Below are 14,861 nucleotides of genomic sequence, written 5' to 3'. Positions count from 1 at the left end.
AGCCCGTACTCGAGTTGACTTTTTAGAATCAGAATTTAGGAGAACAAAATGAGCGAATTTATTATTGAATTAAAAAAAGTGAGCCGCTACTTCGGTTCAGTTATTGCCATCAAAGACATCGACATGAAGGTGAAACTGGGTGAAGTTCACTGTTTGCTAGGTGATAACGGCGCAGGTAAATCCACCTTGATCAAAACTCTAGCAGGTGTTCACGCACCAAGCGATGGTGAGTATTTGTTTGAAGGCAAACCAGTGGTGTTCGAATCACCAGTAGAAGCCCTTGATTCAGGTATTGCGACCGTTTATCAAGATCTTGCATTAGTGCCTTTAATGAGTGTGACACGTAACTTTTTTATGGGGCGAGAAATCACCAAAGGGCGCGGGATTTTTAAGCGTTTTGATATTGAAACCGCTAATCAAATTGCTCAAAAAGGCATGGCCGAAATGGGCATTAATGTCCGTGACCCTTCCCAAGCGATTGGCACTATGTCAGGGGGGGAAAGGCAGTGTTTAGCGATTGCTCGTGCGATTCACTTTGGTGCCAAGGTTTTGATCCTAGATGAACCCACTGCGGCCCTTGGTGTGAAGCAATCTGCCAATGTTTTGAAAGTTGTCGCGAAAGCCAAAGCCCGAGGCTTAGCGGTGATTTTGATTACTCACAACGTTCATCATGCTTATCCCATTGCCGATCGTTTTACATTATTGAATCGTGGGCAGAGCCTAGGTTCCTTTATGAAATCTGAAGTGAGCCGCGAAGACGTACTGGAAATGATGGCAGGCGGCCAAGAGTTGGATGAACTTACGGCGGAGCTGGAAGAATTTAGCCGTTTGGATGCCACCGCATAAGGGACGACATCATGACAAAAAAACAAATGCGTGTTGGTTTGGTGGGTTCAGGGTACATGGGCAAAGCTCATGCGATTGCTTATCGAAATGCAATGGCGGCTTTTGCCATTCCCCACAGTCAATTGCACTGCGAAATGTTAGCCGATGCCACGGCTGAATTAGCTAAAGCGAAGGCTTTGGAGTTAGGTTTTAACCGCTCAACAGGGGATTGGAAGGCCTTAATTAACGATGTTGACATTGATGTGGTCGATATCTGCGCGCCGAACTTTCTGCATAAAGAAATTGCCTTGGCTGCTATCTCTGCTGGCAAGCATGTTTACAGTGAAAAGCCTCTCGCACTTAATGCTGCGGATGCCAAAGAAATGACCGAAGCGGCTCAAAAAGCCGGTGTGAAAACACTGGTTGGCTTTAATTATATTAAGAATCCAACAGTGCAATTTGCTAAGCAATTAATTGCTCGTGGAGATATCGGCGAGGTAGTGCATTTTCGAGGTGTGTTCAACGAAGATTATCTTGCTGACGCCAATTTGCCCTTTAGCTGGCGTTTACAAAAGCAATTTGCGGGAACTGGAGCGCTGAATGATTTAGCCTCACATCTTGTGCAATTGGCCACTCATCTCGTCGCTCCGATCACGTCATTGTGTGCCGATTTAAAAATCGTGCATCAACAGCGTCCATTGGCTCCAACGCTCGATGATTCGAAACCCGGTGTTGGCGAAGTCGAAAACGACGACCAAGCGCATATGATGGTGCGTTTTGCCAATGGTGCCCAAGGTACATTAGAAGCATCACGTATCGCATGGGGTCGAAAAAATGGTTTGTCATTCGAAATTACAGGCACCAAAGGAAGTTTAATTTTTGACCAAGAAACCTTGTCTGAATTGTCTTTGTACATTGCTGAAGGTAATCCTCAGACTCAAGGATTTAAACGTATTTTAGTGGGACCGGAGCATCCGGATTATCAAGCTTTTTGCGTGTCTGCAGGCCATGGTTTGGGCTTCAACGATATGAAAGCCGTTGAAATTCGAGACTTGTTTCAAGGTATTGTTAACGATGCGCCTTTATGGCCAGATTTTCGTGCTGCGACCCAGGTTAATATCATTCTCGACAGCGTGGTGGAATCCGTTGATAAAAAAGCTTGGGTCGAGGTAGAGCAATACGATGGAGATCAAAAATGAATAATAAAAAATTGGATGTTATTTGCTTAGGGCGTGCCGCGGTTGACCTATATTCGGAACAGATTGGTGCGCCATTAGAAGACGTGAGCAGTTTTAAAAAATACCTTGGTGGTTCGTCTTGTAATATCGCCTTTGGTACTTCTCGAATGGGGTTGAAGTCGGCCATGCTAACCCGTGTCGGTGACGAGCACATGGGGCGATTTGTGCGTCAAGAGCTTGCGCGAGCGGGTGTGGATGTTTCTCATGTGGTGACTGACAAAGAACGCTTAACCGGTTTGGTGTTGCTTGGTATTAAAGATAAAGACACCTTTCCATTAATCTTTTATCGTGAAAACTGCGCGGACATGGCGATCAGTGAAAGCGACTTTAACGAAGCCTATATTGCTTCAGCAAAAGCCTTATTAATTACTGGTACGCATTTTTCTACCAAAGGTACAGATCAAGCGGCTAGGACAGCGATCAAGTACGCCAAAGCCAATAATACAAAAGTGGTGGTCGATATCGATTATCGACCTGTGTTGTGGGGGTTGACGGGGAAAGGTGAAGGCGAAAATCGTTTTGTATCAAACGACTCTGTTACCCAGCATTTGCTGTCTATTATGCCTTTGTGCGATTTGGTGGTTGGAACTGAAGAGGAGTTTCACATTGCTGGTGGCTGTGAAGATACCATTGAATGTTTAAAGCGTATTCGTAAGGTTTCAACTGCAGAGTTTGTTGTGAAACGTGGTGCCTTGGGGTGTTCTGTTTTTAAAGGCGAGATACCTGATACGTTAGACGAAGGTATCACTCGTTACGGTGTCACTGTGGATGTTCTGAACGTACTGGGTGCTGGCGATGCTTTTATGAGTGGTTATTTGCGTGGCTGGATTCCGGGTGAAGCGACGGAAAAAGCCTGTGACTACGCCAATGCGTGTGGTGCGATTGTGGTTTCTCGCCATGGATGTTCGCCTGCCATGCCTAGTCTTGAAGAGCTGGATTATTACTTGGCTAATCGCAATGACATTCCAAGACCCGACCTTGATCCCGTGTTGAACTATTTGCATCGGGTCACCACTCAGCGCATGTTGCGTGAAGACCCTACAAAAGCATGGCAAGACATGTGTATTTTGGCTTTCGATCACCGACGCCAATTTGTCGATATGTGTCGTGAAGCGGGCGCGCCTTTGTCGCAAATCTCGAAAGCAAAGCAATTGATTCTACAAGCAGCTTATCAAGGATCTTCAGCTTTAGAAGGCAAGGTTGGTGGTACGGGAATCTTGGCGGATGGTACCTTTGCCCAAGATGTTTTAAATGATATCACTGGTAAAGATTTTTGGATCGCTCGACCAGTGGAGTTACCAAGTAGCCGCCCATTGCGTTTCGAATTAGGCAATAACGTCGGACAAGCGATTGCAACATGGCCGGCCAATCATATTGTGAAATGCTTGGTGTTTTATCATCCAGATGATGAAGTCAGTTTGCGTAATGAGCAGGAGCAAAAGGTTATGGATCTGTATCGCGCTTGCTGCACAACGGGCCATGAGTTACTAGTGGAAATCATTCCGCCTGTGGGGTCCGAGGTAAAAGACGATACTTTGTCACGGTCAATCGAACGTTTCTATAACTTGGGCATATTCCCTGATTGGTGGAAATTACCTTCTCCGAGTAAAGCGGCTTGGCAAAATATTAGTGACTTAATCAAGGCCAGAGCGCCGTATTGTCGCGGTGTCGTGTTGTTAGGCTTGGACGCGCCAGTAGATGTATTAAAAGCAGGCTTCGAAGCGGCTGCAGGACAAGACATTTGTAAGGGTTTTGCTATTGGCCGAACATTATTTTCTGAACCGGTTAAAGCTTGGTTAAGAAAAGACATTGATGATGCGATGCTTGTTGAGCGTGTAACGCAAAACTATTTAGAAATGAGTGCATTGTGGCAGCAGCGAAACGACAGCCAGATGATGAAAAGGAAGGAGGCATAATGGACACAATACGTCTAACAATGGCGCAAGCTTTGGTCAAACATTTGCAGGCGCAATTCAATGTGGTGGATGGTGTGGAAGTGCCTTTGTTTGGTGGAGCCTGGGCAATTTTTGGTCACGGCAACGTGGCAGGAATTGGTGAAGCTTTGGCTCAAGTCAAAGACGAGTTTACGACCTTTCGAGCTCATAATGAACAAGGCATGGCCCTAGCGGCTAGTGCCTACGCTAAGCAACATCGTCGCCAACGTATTATGGCCTGTACTTCTTCTATCGGTCCTGGTGCTCTTAACATGGTGACGGCTGCTGGCATGGCGATGGCGAATCGTTTACCTGTGCTGTTTTTACCGGGGGATGTCTTTGCCACGAGAACGCCTGATCCGGTATTACAACAGGTCGAGCATTTTAATGATCCTACCATGTCTGTAAACGATTGTTTTCGTCCCGTGTCGCGTTATTTTGATCGGATCAATCGACCAGAACAGTTGATTACTAGCTTGCCTGTGGCGATCAATACCATGTTAGATCCCACTACTTGTGGGCCTGCCACCTTGGCATTGCCGCAAGATGTGCAGACCATGGCGTTTGATTACCCTGTTAGTTTCTTTGCGAAAAAAGTTCATAAACTTCGTCGAAATCGTGCTGATGTTGATCAGTTGGCTGAGGCAGTTGCTGCGATTAAACAGGCGAAAAAACCACTAGTTTTAATTGGTGGTGGTGTGCATTACAGCTTGGCACTCGAAGAAGTAACGGCCTTGATTGAGCGATGTCATATTCCCGCTTGTGAAACGCAAGCAGGTAAAGGGGCTTTGCCTTGGGATCACGAATTGAATCTAGGAGCGGTAGGTGTAACGGGTTCTAGTGCGGCGAATGCTGCTGCGCAAGAAGCAGACTTAATCATCGCGATTGGTACGCGTCTGCAAGATTTTACTTCGGCATCGCGTACCTTGTTTGCCAACCCAGATCACATTTTATTAAGCATCAATGTCACTTCTTTTGATGCAGAAAAGCACAATTCCGTGCCTTTAATTGGCGATGCAAAAGTCACGTTGCAAGAGTTATTGGCCGAGGTTGAAGATTATCAAACGCCAGCGACTTGGAGTGATAAGGTGAAAGCCTTGAATCTTGATTGGCTCGCGGCAGTGGAGCAAGTGACCGCCTTGCCAAAACAAGCGAGCGATCATGATTATTTGCCAACCGATGCGAATGTGATTGGTGTGATTAATCGCACAGCAAGCGCCAACAGCACTTTAGTGCAAGCAGCGGGTGGTTTGCCTGGCGAATTGCACAAATTGTGGCGTACATCTTCAGACCTTGGTTATCACGTGGAATATGGTTTTTCCTGCATGGGTTACGAGCTAGCGGGAGGGTTGGGTGTGAAAATGGCAACACCTGATCGTGAAGTGATTGTGATGGTGGGGGATGGCAGTTATTTGATGCTGAACTCTGAAATCGCCACATCGGTGATGCTGGGCTTGAAGCTGATCATTGTTGTTTTAGATAACCGTGGTTATGCGTGTATTAATCGTCTGCAACAAGCATGTGGTGGCGAGTCATTCAATAATTTATTGCAGCACTGCCATACAGTAGAAGCAGGGGCACCAAAAACTGACTTTGCTGCTCATGCTAAAGCGTTAGGAGCGAACTCCGAGCAAGTTTCTTGTCTTGCTGATTTAGAAGAAGCGTTAGTTCGAGCTAAAGCCAGTGATAAAACTTATGTGATTGCTATCGATACGGACCCAATTTCAAGCACTCAAGAAGGAGGGGCTTGGTGGGATGTTGCTGTCCCAGAAGTGTCAAACCGTGAGCAAGTGATTGATGCCGAGCGTCAATACAAAATAGCGAAACAACAGCAACCTTATTAATTTTTCAGATCAGATTGTGGAGTGATCTCATGAACAGCACGAATAAAAATAATAATGCGACAACGGAATCAAAGATCAGAATTGGCATTAATCCTCTTACTTGGACCAATGATGATTTGCCATCTTTGGGGGCTGATACGCCTTTGGAAGTATGTTTGAGTGAAGCGCGTCAAGCTGGCTTTAGCGGTATTGAATTAGGCAATAAATTCCCTCGTGATGCTGATGTGCTTGGGCCTATCCTCAAGAAACATGATCTATCTTTAGTGTCCGGTTGGTACAGTGCTCGTTTGTTAGAGCGTAGTGTGGAAGAAGAAATTGAGGCCATGCAGGACCATCTTAACTTATTGAAAGCGTTGGGATCGAACGTCATGGTATTTGCTGAAGTCAGTGGATGTGTTCATGGGGACCAGTCAGTGCCTTTGTCACAACGTCCTCGCATGACCCAGAGTCAATGGCAGGAATACGCTAAACGTATGACGGCAGTCGCAGACTATATGGCGTCGGAAGGCGTAAAAATGGCTTATCACCATCATATGGGAACCGTGATCGAAACCGCTGAAGAAGTCGATAAGCTTATGCAAATGACCGGTGATAATGTGGGTTTATTGTTGGATACCGGACACATTACTTTTGCGGGCGGTGATGCTTTAGAAATGGCGAAAAAACACGCTAGACGTATCGTGCATGTGCATTGTAAAGACATTCGCCCAGCTGTTTTGAAGGACAACCTTAATCGCGATAGCGCGTTTTTGAACGCTGTTCTAGAGGGGGTTTATACCGTGCCGGGAGATGGCAGTATTGATTATTTTCCTATTTTTGAAGTACTGAAAGAAGCAGGTTATCGCGGCTGGATTGTAGTGGAAGCAGAGCAAGATCCGGCTATTGCGCATCCATTAACCTATGCGACAAAAGGCTACGAGTATTTGTCTGCGAATTTAGATAAGGCAGGTTTTCACTTTTAATTTGCCACTTGTCATTCATGTACTTTAAAAAAACAAAGAAGAGAGAAGAAAATGTCTAATAACGTTATGGGTAACTTCATCAATAACCAAATTGTAGAAAGTACTTCCTCACGACAAGCAAACGTTTTTAATCCCGCAACGGGTGAAGTGTCATTACAGGTTTCCTTGAGTACGGTTGAAGAAACGCAAGGTGCGATTGCAGCGGCACAGACGGCTTTTGAAACGTGGTCTCAGGTGACACCATTAAATCGCGCTCGTGTGTTGTTTAAGTTCAAAGCTTTAGTAGAGCAACATAGTCATGAGCTGGCGGAGTTGATTTCTAGCGAACACGGCAAGGTGTATTCGGATGCAATGGGTGAGTTGACTCGTGGTCTGGAAGTTGTTGAATTTGCATGTGGTATTCCTCATCTACAAAAAGGTGAGCACAGTTTGAATGTTGGTCGTGGTGTCGATAGCTATAGCCTGATGCAGCCACTAGGCGTTTGTGCGGGTATCAGCCCATTTAATTTCCCTGCCATGGTGCCAATGTGGATGTTTCCTGTGTCCATCGCTTGTGGAAATACCTTCGTGATGAAGCCGTCTGAAAAAGACCCAAGTACCATTATGCGTCTTGCTGAGTTGTTAAAAGAAGCCGGTTTGCCGGACGGTGTGTTTAATGTCGTTAATGGCGATAAAGAGTCGGTTGATGTCTTGCTGACCGATGAACGCATTCAAGCGGTGAGCTTTGTTGGTTCTACCCCAATCGCTGAATACATTTATGCTACTGCCAGTGCTCACGGCAAACGTGTTCAAGCGCTGGGCGGTGCAAAGAATCATATGTTGGTGATGCCAGATGCTGATCCTAGTCAAGTAGTGAATTCGCTAATGGGGGCCGCTTATGGCTCAGCTGGTGAGCGCTGTATGGCTATTTCGGTTGCGGTGTGTGTTGGTGATGATGTTGCTGATAATCTGATTTCCAGCTTGAAAACAGAAATTTCAAGCATGGCGGTAGGGCCAGGTTTGTATAAGCAATTTGGCATGGAAGAAGAGCCGCACATGGGGCCACTCATCAGCAAAGAACATGCGCAAAAAGTACGAGATTACATTACTTCAGGTGTTGAAGAGGGCGCAACTTTGGTGGTGGATGGCCGTGATTTTGTCCGTAAAAATCACGAACAAGGCTATTTTGTCGGACCAACCTTATTTGATCAGGTTAAAGCGGGCATGCGCATTTATGACGAAGAGATCTTTGGCCCAGTTTTGTGTGTAGTCCGAGTGGATTCGTATGAAGAAGGTTTGGCGCTCATTAATCAACATGAATATGGCAATGGCACAGCGATTTTTACTCGCGACGGCGACACAGCGCGTCAGTTTACCGAGAAAGTTCAAGTTGGCATGGTAGGTGTAAACGTGCCTATTCCTGTGCCAATGGCGTTCCATAGTTTTGGTGGTTGGAAGCGTTCTTTGTTTGGACCTTTACATATGCATGGTCCAGACGGTGTTCGTTTTTATACTCGTATGAAAACCATTACAGCGCGTTGGCCAACTGGTCTGCGTGCAGGCGCTGAGTTTTCCATGCCAACCATGAAATAAGCAATGTCGAGGTTTTGACCATGTCCTTATTAAGTAAAAAACGCCAGCTAGAAGGTGAAACACAAACTCAATTAGTGACGCCAGAAAGTGCTAATTGGCAGTATGTTGGCTTTGAAGCCCATCAACTGAAAGCGGGCGAATCCGTTACGATTCAAACCGAAACCGATGAAGTATGCGCTGTGATTTTATCAGGCAAAGCGAACGCCAGTACCAAGCAGGAAGCGTGGAAAAACATTGGAGATCGTATGAGTGTGTTCGAGCAAAAAGCACCTTATTCGGTGTATTCGCCAGCACAAGACGAGATTCGTATTGAAGCCATAACCGATGTGGAAGTGGCTTTTTGTAAGGCGCCAGGCAAAGGCGGATTCCAAGCGAAATTGATCACACCGGAGCAATGCCAATACGAAACGCGGGGCGTCACCAGCAACACTCGCCATGTGTGTAATATCTTATTCGGCAACGAACCAGCTGATAGCTTATTAGTGTGTGAAGTGATTACGCCTAGCGGAGGCTGGTCAAGCTATCCACCACACAAACATGATACCGATGCGGCTCCTGCTGAAACTCAGCTGGAGGAAACCTATTATCACAAGATTGATCCGCCACAAGGCTTTGCTTTTCAGCGAGTTTATACGGATGACAGAAGTATTGATGAAACTATGGCTGTGGAAGACGGAGATCTCGTGATGGTGCCAGAAGGCTATCATCCTGTAGGTGTGCCACATGGTTATCAATCCTACTACCTGAACGTTATGGCAGGACCAAGTCGTAATTGGATTTTTCATAATGATCCGGATCATGAGTGGATTATTGAGCGTGACAAGAAAGTTTAAAGCACACACATTATTAAATAAAAATAACAGCTGCTATCGAAACTATTGTTGGTAACTTAAGAAATAACCCCACCCTAACCCTCCCCTTGAAGATAAGGGGAGGGGACAAAAGTACCAAGTTAGTACCAAGTTCTGCCCCCTTTAAAGGCATAAGGGAGGAGGCAAAAGTGCTAAGCTCCTCCCCCTGCTAAGGGGGAGGTTGGGAGGGGGTATTCGGTGATGCCAATATTGTTTTAGAGAGCAGTAAAAATAACATTGAAGGGATAATAAAATGCTTAATTTTGCTTTGTTTGGTGCTGGTCGAATCGGAAAGATGCACGCCCAAAATATTCAGGCGTTTGCTCAATCGAACTTAAAATATGTGTTTGATGTCTATGCGCCAGCGGCGGAAGCGGTAGCAAAAGCAACCGGTGCTCAGGTAGCGGATAGTGTAGAAGTGGCCTTGGCTGATCCTGACGTGGATGCGGTTTTGATCGCAACCAGTACGGATACTCATGTGGACTTGATCATAAAGGCAGCTAAAGCCGGTAAAGCGATTTTGTGTGAAAAGCCCATTGATTTGGATACGGCTACGGTTAATGCGTGTTTAGAGCAAATTAAAGATTGCCACGTGCCGATTCAAATTGGTTTTAACCGTCGTTATGACCCAAGCCATGCGGCTGTGGTAAAAGCGGCGCAAGATGGCAGTATTGGTAAGTTAGAGCAGATTATCATTACCAGTCGAGATCCAGGCATGGCGCCAGTAGAGTATCTGAAATCGTCTGGCGGCATTTTTCGCGATATGATCATTCATGACTTTGATATGGCACGTTTTGTCTTAGGTGAAGAGATTGTGGAGCTGCAAGCCTTTGGTAGTGCCATGGTGGATGAAAAAATCACTGAAATCGGTGATGTCGACAGCGTAATGGTCATCATGAAAAGCCAATCTGGTCGCTTGATACATATTAATGGCTCTCGTCGTGCAATTTACGGTTACGATCAACGTTTGGAAGCATTTGGCTCCGAAGGCATGGTGATTTCAAATAACCAAACGCCAACCTCGGTAACGCGCTTCACCAAAGACACAACGCAAGTAAAAGACCCGCTTTATAATTTCTTTATTGATCGTTATGTGGATGCCTATAACCTGCAGCTAACCTCTTTCATCGAAAACGTATTGGCCAAGAAACCTGTCTCTCCAAGCTTCGAAGATGGACGTCGTGCGCAAATGCTTGCTGATGCAGCGCAAACATCATTGGAAACAGGGCAGAAAATCACACTGACCTGGTAATGGTTTAGGTAAATCTATTAGAAAGGGTAGACTTGCCCTTTCTAATATTTAAGATGAACTGTGTTGAGCGTCTATTTATTCTAAAGAAGCAATAGATTGCTCGACTTTTTGTCTGATGTCATCGGGAAAAGGGATTGCTGATTTAGCGGCTTTGGAGAAGCAAACATAAGTGACATCCGCTTCAACAACAATTTCATTGGCAGGAAGTTTGACGATGGTCTGTTTCATGGTGATGCTGCGATTACCAATCTTGGTATAGTGGGTCTGTACTTCGAGTAGGTCACCGAAATTGGCTTCAGATTTGAAGTTGATATTGATATTAACAACAGGCCAAACAAAATCTTCTTGCATCCAGTCGTCGCGCTCGAAAAACTCATCGAAAAAAGCCCAGCGTCCTTCTTCTATAAACTCCAAATAACGTGCATTGTTAACGTGCTGAAAAAGGTCTAAGTGATAGCCGCGTACTTTGATTTGTGTTTTGTTGAGCATGGTTACTCCCTATTAAAAAAAGCTCGATTGGAAAAGGTTACGATGCTTTAAAAGGGAAACAAATAACAAAATCGCTCGACTTTACTAACAGAGAAAAGGGGCGATGCGGTTAGCTTGGTCGAACTGAGTGTCTCCAAACGGGTGGCGCATGGAAGGTCAGGTGCTGTTTTTTGTGGGTTTTGTCAGGTGTATGTTCCAGTAGTTCTGAAATAGCATCGGCCATGGCGGTTAGCGGTTGTGCAAAGGTGGTAAGCTGGTAGCCAAGCCAACTTGACTGTTCGATATCATCAAATCCGACTATACAGATGTCTTCTGGAATGCGTAAGCCAAATTCATTTCTTGCGACATCCATAAAACCACAAGCGATCAAATCGGTAACGCAAAATACGCCGTCCGGTCTGTCGCGCGAGGCTAATAAACGTCTAGCAGCTTCGACACCTGTTTGATAGCTGGTAGGCCCAGCTCGAAGCAAAGTACAAGCTTGTTCGGCGTTGTTTGCAGCTTGAATAAACAGGGTTTCCCGCGTCAATATGCTTGGTGATTGAATAGTCGATGAGACCACGGCAAGGTTATTACATCCGGCTCGAAACAGCATGTGATGGGCATCGGCCATAGCGGATTGATAGTCGATACTGATGTGATCTGTTCCTTCAAACTGGCCTGCACGGTTAACAAGAATAACGTGTTGACCGCTTTGTACGCAGGTTTCGATCAAGGTAGTTTGTGGTGTGCCAGATAAGACAATGGTTGCCGAAGCGCGATAATTTAATGTTTGTCGTAATGCGGCATCTGCGCTGGCCTCGCCACCAGATGTATTGATTACCATCACAGCTCGACCTGCCAATTGCAAACGCTGGGTGAGAGCATCGAGTAAGCTAGCTTGATAAGGGGCGTTTAAGTTAGCACCAAGAATACACACGGGGCGGCTTTTCTCGTTGGACAAACCACGGGCAAGATGATTAACGTGATAATTTAACTCCGCAGCAGCGGCCAGTACACGTTCACGAGTGTCTTTGGAAACACTCGCACCCGGAGTAAAGGTGCGAGAAACAGCAGACCGAGAAACGCCAGCGAGTTTGGCGACTTCTGCGGCGCTGGCGATATTTTTCGGTTGTGTTTTTTTCATGCTTTTCTCATGTCCTGACCAAAGCCTGCGTCACGTAGCATCTTTTCCATGCTGGCGGCACGTTCTGCTAGATGAATTAGCGCCGGTTTTGGGGTTTCATACCATTCATCTGGATGAAGCTCGCGTTTTTCGCGAATATGGGCAATAGCAGAGTCCAGCGTCGGATATCGATCAGGGTATTCTAAATGCAAAAACAAGGCGACTATAGTCACTGAACGGCTGCGTCCACCACGGCAGTTCACCAAGATATTGCCTTTTTCACGAACTTTGTAAGAGGCTTTTTCAGGCAGTACCTGATCCAGTGCTGAGCGCATTAAGTGGTAACCTGCCAAGACCATGGATTCTGGGTTTCCTGGGCCATCGATCATGCCAATTTTGTAATAGCGAACCGGCGCCCAACCATGTTTTAGTAGGTGCTCTGGTGGATTAGGCTCTTGCGAACTTACTAGGTCAATGTCTAGGTTTATCGCGCAGTTAAGCACCACTTTTATATTGTGTTTCTCAAGCAATTCTGCGTCAGCCACACTTGTCGAGCCGCCAATGTAGATATCCACTTCCCAACCAGGAATCTTGCTTTCAATAAGGCTCATTGGCGGCCGAGGATAGCGTTTTTTTACTTTTTCTGTCGTCATACTTGTCTCTTTCATTGTTTAGGGCCAACAAACTAGGCGATCAGGCCAAGCTGATTTGATTTTTGTCTATTTGTTTCAGGGGCCAGAGTTATCATGGTGGCACTGGAAAATTGTTCCGAGACACCGGGTGCCACAGCGAGAATTTCACCGCCCTGAGCTATTTCTTCATGGTTCTGGGGGTAAAGCCCTGTGCGTCCGCCAGCTTCACGGACCATGAGTAAACCGGCTAAGCAGTCCCATGCATTCATATGTGATTCAGCGTAGCCATCAGTTCTGCCTTCCGCTACCCAAGCCAATGCCAACGCGCCAGATGCGCCACGACGAATATTGGTGCCACTTTCCAATAATGAAGAAACAATTGCCAAGTAGGTTTCTTGGGGGACTCGTGTAGACCATCCTAATTCAAAGGAGGAGCTATGGGTATTCGTTATACTAGAAACTCGCAGTGGTTGGCCGTTTTTTCTGACGTAGTGTCCTTTACGCGCTAAATACATTTCGTTTGTCGCAGGGTTATAAATCGCCCCAAGCAGGGTTTCGCCATTGTGAACAAAAGCTATGGAGACACAGAAATGGTCTATGCCACGAGCGAAGTTGGCTGTGCCATCAATAGGGTCAACGACCCAGAGAGACGGATTGCTCACTGAGCCTCCGGTTTCTTCGCCAAGTAACCCATCTTCAGGAAAAAGGCGATAAATGGACTGGCGAATGTGTGCTTCCACTAGCGTATCGGCTTCCGTCAAAAAGTCTTGTTGGCCCTTCATGGTGAAGTCACCCGGGGTTCTAGCACGATAGCGTTCCAGAGCTAATGCGCCTGCGCTAAGAGCAATGTCATGCAGGGCGGCCTCGCGGTATTCTAATTCGCTTTCTTTGATGTTGTTGAGGGTCAAGGAGGAATCCTTTTCGATTTGTTATATATAAATCAGTTGGGAAAAAGTCGTCCCAACTGATTTCATTGTTAGTGATTGCCAAAGTAAGTAGGCTATCGCTTAGTTTTTGAAGCTTAGGCTCCACAGATCTTGCCAATCTTGACGGCTTTCCCAATCCGATTTTGCTGTGGATGCGTCGTAGCCCATGATTTGGTTACGCACTTTGTCTATCCCTGATGGCTCATTATCCGGTAATTTTATCGTCTGGTTGGTGGACATTTTTCCATCAACGCCCTGTGGCGCGATGCCTTCCGCTGTCATCATGTAATGAATAAAGAGTTTCGCGGCATTAGGGCTTTTTGTCCCTGTGGTGATAAAGCCTAAGCCTGGGTAGCTCCAGCCACTAAATGGCACCATGTCGGCACACAGTCCAAGCTTCATGCCATTTTTATTGTTTCTGAATTTAGCAGCGCTGACCATGCCCACAAAACTGTCTTTCACGTCTGGCGCGCCAACCGCGTTGGCGGCTTCGGTATCTGAACTTGTGACCAAGGGGCGGTTTTCAGCCAGAGCTTTAACAAACTCGGCAGTGGCGCTGTCTTCATTGGTTTGTAATGGCTTGCCAAATTCAGCTTGGTAGGCGTCGGCCATGGCTTTGTCGTGGTGTGTGGCGAGCTGGTTAAACCAGTCGGTATAAGAGGGTTTACCAAGAGGGTCCTGCATGGCTACTTTGCCGCGCCACTCTGGTTTGGTCAGTTGCCAGATATTGCTGATTGGGCATGAGTCATAAAGGCCTGTGTTGTAAGCCCAAATATTCGGTGCTAAAACCACCGTAAGTGGATTTTGGTAGGTCGCAGGAATGTGTTTTGCTAGATCGCTCGGCACCCAGCTGGTGACATAACCTTTTGATAAAAGTTGCTCCATGCCAGCTGGCGCATCGGCCAGAATAGCAACATCGGCTTTCACATTTCCGGCTTTGGCTTCACGGCTAACAATCTCAAGTATCTGTGAGGCTTTGGCTTTTATTCCTGTCGCTTGAATGCCGTATTTTTGGCTGAAGGATTTTGCTTGTTTGACGATTTTACCTGTGGAGTCATAAACGGTCAGTGGTGCTTCTTGTTTCGCTGCTGCGATTAATGCTTGAAGATCAAACGAGTCTGCTGCTGAGACAGAAGCTGACCCAAGTGTGGCTAGGCTAACGGTTAATGTGATAAGGCTTTTTTTCATGGTGAAAGTCATAACATTGTCCTTAGAGTGTCGTTTAGTTTGA

Annotated in this window: 13 protein-coding genes; 8 read left to right on the top strand and 5 right to left on the bottom strand. The window is 46.2% G+C overall.

Annotation, left to right across the window (positions count from 1 at the left end; all coding sequences use genetic code 11):
- Window positions 1–48 precede the first annotated feature (48 nt).
- The 8 genes from C1X04_RS12200 to iolG all read left to right on the top strand — a co-directional run bounded on the left by C1X04_RS12200 (window position 49) and on the right by iolG (window position 10,478).
- Window positions 49–846 carry an ATP-binding cassette domain-containing protein gene (locus C1X04_RS12200; protein ID WP_110573690.1) on the top strand — a complete coding sequence of 266 codons (798 nt, stop codon included), beginning with the start codon at window positions 49–51 and terminating at the stop codon, window positions 844–846.
- A gap of 11 nt (window positions 847–857) precedes the next feature.
- Entirely contained in the window at window positions 858–2,024 is a 1,167-nt protein-coding gene (locus tag C1X04_RS12195; protein ID WP_137170073.1) for a Gfo/Idh/MocA family protein, read from the top strand.
- Complete coding sequence (iolC, locus tag C1X04_RS12190) at window positions 2,021–3,979, top strand: 5-dehydro-2-deoxygluconokinase (RefSeq protein WP_137170072.1); 1,959 nt, start codon at window positions 2,021–2,023, stop codon at window positions 3,977–3,979. Before C1X04_RS12195 ends, iolC begins: the two co-directional genes overlap by 4 nt.
- Complete coding sequence (gene iolD / locus C1X04_RS12185; RefSeq protein ID WP_137170071.1) at window positions 3,979–5,841, top strand: 3D-(3,5/4)-trihydroxycyclohexane-1,2-dione acylhydrolase (decyclizing); 1,863 nt, start codon at window positions 3,979–3,981, stop codon at window positions 5,839–5,841. Before iolC ends, iolD begins: the two co-directional genes overlap by 1 nt.
- 29 nt (window positions 5,842–5,870) lie before the next feature.
- The gene (gene iolE / locus C1X04_RS12180; protein WP_137170070.1) at window positions 5,871–6,803 is read left to right on the top strand and encodes a myo-inosose-2 dehydratase; all 933 of its coding nucleotides are present in this window, start codon (window positions 5,871–5,873) and stop codon (window positions 6,801–6,803) included.
- Between the two features lie 51 nt (window positions 6,804–6,854).
- Window positions 6,855–8,375: a CoA-acylating methylmalonate-semialdehyde dehydrogenase gene (locus C1X04_RS12175; protein ID WP_137170069.1), complete on the top strand. Its 1,521-nt coding sequence runs from the start codon at window positions 6,855–6,857 to the stop codon at window positions 8,373–8,375.
- A 20-nt stretch (window positions 8,376–8,395) separates the two neighbouring features.
- Window positions 8,396–9,208: a 5-deoxy-glucuronate isomerase gene (gene iolB / locus C1X04_RS12170; RefSeq protein WP_137170068.1), complete on the top strand. Its 813-nt coding sequence runs from the start codon at window positions 8,396–8,398 to the stop codon at window positions 9,206–9,208.
- Window positions 9,209–9,479: 271 nt separating this feature from the next.
- The gene (gene iolG / locus C1X04_RS12165; RefSeq protein ID WP_137170067.1) at window positions 9,480–10,478 is read left to right on the top strand and encodes an inositol 2-dehydrogenase; all 999 of its coding nucleotides are present in this window, start codon (window positions 9,480–9,482) and stop codon (window positions 10,476–10,478) included.
- Between the two features lie 75 nt (window positions 10,479–10,553).
- Here the strand turns inward: iolG and C1X04_RS12160 are convergent, their stop codons facing one another.
- From C1X04_RS12160 to C1X04_RS12140, 5 genes are all read right to left on the bottom strand, one after another.
- Window positions 10,554–10,967: a thioesterase family protein gene (locus C1X04_RS12160; RefSeq protein WP_137170066.1), complete on the bottom strand. Its 414-nt coding sequence runs from the start codon at window positions 10,965–10,967 to the stop codon at window positions 10,554–10,556.
- Window positions 10,968–11,076: 109 nt separating this feature from the next.
- Window positions 11,077–12,093, bottom strand: coding sequence for a substrate-binding domain-containing protein (locus C1X04_RS12155; RefSeq protein ID WP_110573673.1), 1,017 nt, complete (start codon window positions 12,091–12,093; stop codon window positions 11,077–11,079).
- Window positions 12,090–12,725 (bottom strand): dual specificity protein phosphatase, encoded by a 636-nt coding sequence (locus C1X04_RS12150; protein WP_110573671.1) that lies wholly within the window; start codon window positions 12,723–12,725, stop codon window positions 12,090–12,092. Before C1X04_RS12150 ends, C1X04_RS12155 begins: the two co-directional genes overlap by 4 nt.
- Window positions 12,726–12,757: 32 nt before the next feature.
- On the bottom strand, window positions 12,758–13,612 hold the full coding sequence (locus tag C1X04_RS12145; RefSeq protein ID WP_137170065.1) for an inositol monophosphatase: 855 nt from the start codon (window positions 13,610–13,612) through the stop codon (window positions 12,758–12,760).
- A gap of 99 nt (window positions 13,613–13,711) precedes the next feature.
- Entirely contained in the window at window positions 13,712–14,830 is a 1,119-nt protein-coding gene (locus C1X04_RS12140; protein ID WP_137170064.1) for an ABC transporter substrate-binding protein, read from the bottom strand.
- Between the last annotated feature and the right edge of the window lie 31 nt (window positions 14,831–14,861).

The organism is Marinomonas sp. FW-1 (assembly GCF_005222245.1).
Classification (GTDB): Bacteria; Pseudomonadota; Gammaproteobacteria; order Pseudomonadales; family Marinomonadaceae; genus Marinomonas; species Marinomonas alcarazii.
This window is presented reverse-complemented; position numbering and strand designations above follow the sequence as displayed.

Coding starts and splice junctions, on each gene's coding strand:
- iolG (WP_137170067.1), top strand. CDS start 9,480: ATGCTTAATTTTGCTTTGTTTGGTGCTGGTCGAATCGGAAAGATGCAC.
- C1X04_RS12155 (WP_110573673.1), bottom strand. CDS start 12,093: ATGAAAAAAACACAACCGAAAAATATCGCCAGCGCCGCAGAAGTCGCC.
- iolC (WP_137170072.1), top strand. CDS start 2,021: ATGAATAATAAAAAATTGGATGTTATTTGCTTAGGGCGTGCCGCGGTT.
- C1X04_RS12160 (WP_137170066.1), bottom strand. CDS start 10,967: ATGCTCAACAAAACACAAATCAAAGTACGCGGCTATCACTTAGACCTT.
- C1X04_RS12175 (WP_137170069.1), top strand. CDS start 6,855: ATGTCTAATAACGTTATGGGTAACTTCATCAATAACCAAATTGTAGAA.
- C1X04_RS12200 (WP_110573690.1), top strand. CDS start 49: ATGAGCGAATTTATTATTGAATTAAAAAAAGTGAGCCGCTACTTCGGT.
- iolB (WP_137170068.1), top strand. CDS start 8,396: ATGTCCTTATTAAGTAAAAAACGCCAGCTAGAAGGTGAAACACAAACT.
- C1X04_RS12140 (WP_137170064.1), bottom strand. CDS start 14,830: ATGACTTTCACCATGAAAAAAAGCCTTATCACATTAACCGTTAGCCTA.
- C1X04_RS12150 (WP_110573671.1), bottom strand. CDS start 12,725: ATGACGACAGAAAAAGTAAAAAAACGCTATCCTCGGCCGCCAATGAGC.
- iolE (WP_137170070.1), top strand. CDS start 5,871: ATGAACAGCACGAATAAAAATAATAATGCGACAACGGAATCAAAGATC.
- C1X04_RS12195 (WP_137170073.1), top strand. CDS start 858: ATGACAAAAAAACAAATGCGTGTTGGTTTGGTGGGTTCAGGGTACATG.
- iolD (WP_137170071.1), top strand. CDS start 3,979: ATGGACACAATACGTCTAACAATGGCGCAAGCTTTGGTCAAACATTTG.